The sequence below is a fragment of the Arthrobacter sp. 2YAF22_2 genome (assembly GCF_052114645.1).
GTDB lineage: Bacteria > Actinomycetota > Actinomycetes > Actinomycetales > Micrococcaceae > Arthrobacter.
In genome coordinates, this window is record NZ_JBFRFD010000242.1 from 1 (window position 1) to 5424 (window position 5424).

Annotated in this window: 7 protein-coding genes; 1 reads left to right on the forward strand and 6 read right to left on the reverse strand. The window is 65.9% G+C overall.

Annotation, left to right across the window (positions count from 1 at the left end):
* Positions 1–8 precede the first annotated feature (8 nt).
* From AB4Y86_RS11095 to AB4Y86_RS11110, 4 genes are all read right to left on the reverse strand, one after another.
* A complete protein-coding gene (locus AB4Y86_RS11095; RefSeq protein WP_441402289.1) occupies positions 9–590 on the reverse strand; it encodes a TerD family protein in 582 nt (193 codons plus the stop codon).
* 60 nt (positions 591–650) lie between these two features.
* Positions 651–1241 (reverse strand): TerD family protein, encoded by a 591-nt coding sequence (locus AB4Y86_RS11100; protein WP_441402290.1) that lies wholly within the window; start codon positions 1239–1241, stop codon positions 651–653.
* Positions 1242–1297: 56 nt separating this feature from the next.
* Positions 1298–2404 (reverse strand): DUF475 domain-containing protein, encoded by a 1107-nt coding sequence (locus tag AB4Y86_RS11105; RefSeq protein ID WP_441402291.1) that lies wholly within the window; start codon positions 2402–2404, stop codon positions 1298–1300.
* Positions 2405–2597: 193 nt separating this feature from the next.
* Complete coding sequence (locus AB4Y86_RS11110) at positions 2598–3902, reverse strand: cation:proton antiporter (RefSeq protein ID WP_441402292.1); 1305 nt, start codon at positions 3900–3902, stop codon at positions 2598–2600.
* A gap of 190 nt (positions 3903–4092) precedes the next feature.
* On the opposite strand from AB4Y86_RS11110, the gene AB4Y86_RS11115 reads away from it, so the two are divergent.
* A complete protein-coding gene (locus AB4Y86_RS11115) occupies positions 4093–4329 on the forward strand; it encodes a hypothetical protein (protein WP_441402293.1) in 237 nt (78 codons plus the stop codon).
* A 65-nt stretch (positions 4330–4394) separates the two neighbouring features.
* On the opposite strand, the gene AB4Y86_RS11120 is transcribed toward AB4Y86_RS11115, so the two are convergent.
* Positions 4395–4631, reverse strand: coding sequence for a hypothetical protein (locus tag AB4Y86_RS11120; protein ID WP_441402294.1), 237 nt, complete (start codon positions 4629–4631; stop codon positions 4395–4397).
* 151 nt (positions 4632–4782) lie between these two features.
* Positions 4783–5424 (reverse strand): aromatic amino acid lyase (locus tag AB4Y86_RS11125; protein ID WP_441402295.1); only part of this gene is annotated, 642 nt, incomplete at its 5' end.

Here is a 5424-nt window from a genome sequence, read left to right on the forward strand (position 1 = left end):
ATGCACCGCTAGTCCAGCGAGATGCCGAAGTCCGTGGCCACGCCATGGAGGCCGGACGCGTAGCCCTGCCCCACGGCACGGAATTTCCATTCGCCGCCGTTCCGATAAAGCTCGGCAAAAATCATGCACGTTTCCGCCGCCGCATCTTCGGTCAGGTCGTACCGAACAACTTCGTTGTCCGATTCCTGGTTCACGACCCGGCAAAAAGCATCGCGCACCTGGCCGAAGTTCTGACGCCGCGCGTCGGCCTGGTCGATCGATACGACAATTACGATCTTCTCGATGTCCGACGCGACGGCTGCGAGGTCGATCAGGATTTGCTCGTCGTCGCCCTCCCCTTCGCCCGTGCGGTTGTCGCCCTGGTGCACTACCGAGCCGTCCGGCGTGGCCAACTGGTTGTAGAAGATGAAGTCCGCGTTGGAGCGGACCTTCCCGTCGGCCCGGACCAGCAGGGCGGAGGCGTCAAGGTCGAACTGTTCACCGGCGGTGGTCCGCGGGTCCCAGCCCAGGCCGATCATGGCCTTGCGGAGCCCCGGATCGGCTTTGGTCAGCGACAGGTTGCTGCCCTTACTCAGAGTCAGGCTGGACAAGAGAAACTCCTTCGTTTTGTCGTGTACATTCAACGGCGCAGGGGCGCCGGTTCAGTCGGGTTAAAGGGAAGCCGCTGCGGCGCCGCGGACTTCACCGGGCGTGCGCCCGTTGGCCGGGGTGCCGATGGCCTTGAAGTTCCAGACGTTGCCGTTCCGCGAAAGCTTGGACATCACCATCGCCGTATACCGGCCCGATTCGGTGAGGTCGTAGCGGGCGACCTCAGGGCTTCCCGCCACCGAGTCGTCGATCACGCGGCAGAACGCGTTCTGGACCATGTCGAAGGTCTGCTGGCTGTAGCTGGTGATGATAAAGACGATGTGCGCGACGGCTGGCGATACGCTCGACAGGTCGACCATGAGGGTCTCGTCGTCGCCGTCGCCTTCACCCGTCAGGTTGTCCCCCGTGTGCCGGATGGAGCCGTCCTTGCTGGTGAGCTGGTTGAAGAAGACGGTGTCCAGGTGCTGGCCGGCGGCGTCAAACAGGAGCGCGGAGGCGTCCAGATCGATCTCCACCGTCTTGGTCCCGCCGAAGAAACCCCGTTTGGCGGGGACCGCGGAGTCCCAACCCAAGCCCAACCGGACGTGCGTCAGCGAATCACCGTTCTGCTTGGTCAGTGACAGCGACTGGCCCTTTTGCAAACTCAATCCCATTGAAATGCCTGCTTTCCTAGTGGTGGCTGTGGTGTGTTGCGTCTAATGCTGGGTCGCTAGTTCTGCGCCGGCTCGAGTGGTTGGACCGGTTCGGCGGCGCTGGCCCTCTTGTTCCGGAGTACCGAGCCGGCAAAGGCGGCGCCGATGAACACGACGCCGATCAGGCCGGTCACGACCTCGTTGACCGGAACCACGATCGTGACCAGCAGGATGACGGCCAGGGCACCGATGGCCCAGTGGGCGCCGTGGTCCAGGTATTCGAACTCGTCCAGCGTGCCCTGCCGGACCAGGAATACGGTCAGCGAGCGGACGAACATGGCTCCGATGAAGCCGAGTCCGAGGGCGATGATGATGGGGTCGGACGTGATGGCGAACGCGCCGATGACGCCGTCGAACGAGAACGACGCATCGATGACTTCCAGGTACAGGAAGAGCATGAAGGCGGCCTTGCCGGCCAGCCGAGCGGCGCCGGAGGGACCCGAGTGAACCACCAGGTCTGCGTCCGCGGCATCTATGTCGCCGTCTTGATCGACGTCGAAGAGGTTTCCGAGGCCGTTCACGAGGAAGTATGTGATCAAGCCGAACAGGCCCGCGAGCAGGACGATGCCCTGCTTTTCGCCGGATACGGCACCGGCGACGGCCAGCGCCACCATGCCGATCACCAGGGACGCGCCTTCGAGCTTGCCCAGCCGGGCCAGCGGGACCTCGAGGAACTTGATCCACTTGATGTCCCGGTCAGCGAGGATGAAGTCCAGGAACAGCATCAGCAGGAACATTCCGCCGAAGGCCGCGATCTGCGGGTGGGCTTCGTGCAGCAGGAAGCCGTAGCTACCCGGGGTGTGCGGATCGCCCTTTTCCATGGCCAGGCTGACGGCTTCAACAGGGTTCAGGTTGGCCGTGACGCCGACGATGAGCAGCGGGAACAGGATCCGCATGCCGAAGACGGCGATGACGACGCCCACGCTGAGGAACATCTTCTGCCAGAACGGGTTCATCCGTTCCAGGATCCGGGCGTTGATCACGGCGTTGTCGAAGCTCAGGCTGATTTCCAGAATGCCCAGGATGAGGCACAGGATCAGTGCCTGGGGTCCGCCGTACAGGAAAGCGACTACCAAAGCGACGAGGGTGACCCCGAACGACCAGCCGAAAGTCTTGAAGAACACGCTCGAACAACTCCTGAAACGAAAGGTCCTGGCCTGGCTACGCCGGCAGGATGCAGAAAACGTCCCGGAAGTTACCCCCAAGACTTCGTGCCCTCAGCATAACCGGCGGGTGCGACGCCCAATAGCCCGACGCCCTGCCTTCTTTATAACAAGAGCGCGTCATTCCAGTGGCTGCCTGGGGCCCGCACCGCCCTCAGATGGCGGTGAGCGGCGCCTGTCCCTCGTCGCCGTGCTGCTCCACGGCGCGGCGCTGCCGCAGCCGGTCCAACCGGTTCATCACCGGTGCCGTCGTCGCGCCGTGCAGCACGATGGACATCGCCACGACGAGTCCCACGAAGGCCCAGAGTTCGTGCGCCTGGGCGCCGAAGTTCCCGTGCGCCAGGGCGAAAGCGAGGTAGTAGAGAGAACCGATGCCGCGGATGCCGAAGAAGGAGATGGCGGTCCGCTCCCGCGGGCCCGTCTTGCCCCGGGCCAACCCGAGCCAGCCCGCCAGCGGGCGCACCAGGAGCAGGAAGGCCAGCGCAACCAGCACCTCGGTCCAGCCGATCCCGGCGAGCAGGCCGCGCGCGATCGCGCCGCCCAGCAGCACCAGGATGACCACCGTCATGAGCCGCTCGAGCTGCTCCACGTACGAGTGCATCACCCGGTGGAACCCGTGCGTCCGCTCGGCCGCCCGGATGGTGACGGCGCAGACGAACACCGCGACGAATCCGTAGCCCTCGATCATCTGCGTCACGCCGTAGGCCAGGAAGGTCGCCGCCAGCGCCACGAAACCCTCCGCATGGTTGGACAGCCGGACGCTCTCATGCCGGGCCGTGAAGAAGAGCCGTCCCAGCAGCTTGCCCATCGCGAGGCCCAGCAGCACGCCGATGCCGATCCGCCACAGCACATCCACGGCGAGCCAGTGCCCGAACCAGCCGGACGGCGCGGCGCCGACGAGACTGATGGCGATCGCGAGGTAGACAAAGGGGAACGCGAGCCCGTCGTTCAGCCCCGCCTCGGAGGTCAGCCCGAAGCGGATCTCGTCCTCCCGTCCGGTTCCGCCCTCCTCATCGGCCGGCTCGCCCACCTGCACCTCGGAGGCGAGCACCGGGTCCGTAGGGGCCAAGGCAGCCGCCACGAGGAGCGCCGCCCCCAGTCCGAGCCCGAGGAACCACAGTCCGAGCAGGGTCAGGCCGACGATGCACAGCGGCATGGCCAGGCCCAGCATCCGCCAGGTCGTGGACCACAGCCGCGGGCCCAGGGGCCGGTCCAGCGCCAACCCGGCGCCCATCAGCGAGATGATGACGCACACTTCGGTGAGGTGGGTGACGAATTCCCCGTACTGCAGCGGGTCGGGGTTCGGCAGGTCGGGGAGGAAGGCAAACGCCAATATCCCCGCGCCCAGGAACACCATCGGCATCGAGAGCGGAGCGTTACGCAGGAGTTTGGGCAGCACGGCCGCGATAAAGACGGCGATTCCGGCCGCGGTGAAGACAACGCTGGAAGCTTCGAACATGCGCACGCCCTCCTGCCGCAGCCGTGATGGCGCCTCGAAATGGGGCGGGGCACCGTCCCAACGGAACGGTGCCCCCTCGCCTCAAACTTATCCCGCTAAGGGCACATTATCGGCTTCCGTCAGGGAAGCCGCGCCGGACAGACTAGAATAGAGGGCGGCCAAACGGCCGGATTCTACGAAAGACCAGTCAATGAACACACACACCATGCAGACCGAGGCCTCTGACGCGACGTCGATCAAGCTCTCGTTTGCCAGTGCCCACGAAGTCCACCACGGCCTGGAAACCGCCGTCAACACCCTGATCGCCTCGGCCGTCCACGACCGCCGCTGCGGGATCCGGGTTACCCGCCACGAGGCTGGCGCCTACACGGTGGCGCTGGATGAAACCGTGCCCTTCGGCGAGACCCACGAAGACATGGCCGCCTAGCCGCGAGCCGGCAGACGCCGAGGGCCGGTGAGGGGTAGTCCCCTCACCGGCCCTTTCGTTGGTGCCTAGCTCCGCCGCACCTGCACGCCGTCGGACTTTAGGAACGACGTCGCTTCCGACTGTGCGCCCGGCACCAGCCAGAGCACGTTCCCGCTGGCCGAGACTTCTTCAACGTCTCCGGCCGCGAGTAACTGTGCGTGCTTGAGGATTTCGACCTGGTCCCCAGCCTTGAGGCTTCTCCAGTCGGAGACCGTGGCGGCGTACGCCGCGCGCCTGGCCATGACCGTCCCGCGTGCTTTCATGAACTTCTACCCCTTTGTAGGTCCCTGCCACAACGTCGTCGGTGTGGGCTTGCTCATATATTTACTACACTTCTTTCGCCCCCGCGGGCCGTGTGCCAGAACATTTTGGGGGTGGCGGAAAATCCCCGCCGTCGGCGTATTTTCTTTGCCGTCAGGCCAGATTTCCGACGGCGGATTCGGCCGCGGCCCGGATCTTGCCCGAGGCGACCAGCCGGTCGGCGGCCTCCAGCTCGGGGGACAGGAACCGGTCGGTTCCCGGCCCGTCCACCACCTCGCGCAGGGCCCCGATCACCGCGGCGCCGGCCGGGCCCGGCGTCAGTTCGCCGCCGGAGAGCTGGGTGCGGATGTCCAGGGCCCGGGCTGCAGTCACGAGTTCGATGGCCAGGACCCTCCGCAGGTTCTCCACCGCCCGGCGCAGTTTGCGGGCGGCATGCCATCCCATCGAGACGTGGTCCTCCTGCATGGCCGAGCTCGGGATCGAGTCCACCGACGCCGGAACGGCCAGCCGCTTGTTGTCCGAGACCAGCCCGGCCTGGGTGTACTGCGCGATCATCAGTCCGGAGTCCACGCCGGGGTCAGCGGCGAGGAACGCCGGCAGCCCGTGTGAGCGTGCCGGGTCCAGCATCCGGTCGGTCCGGCGTTCGGCGATGGAGCTCAGATCCGCGACGCCGATCGCCAGGAAGTCCAGCACGTAGGCCACGGGGGCGCCGTGGAAGTTGCCGTTGGAGCTGACCCGGCCGTCCGGTAGGACCACCGGGTTGTCGATCGCGGCGGCCAGTTCGCGGGAGGCGAC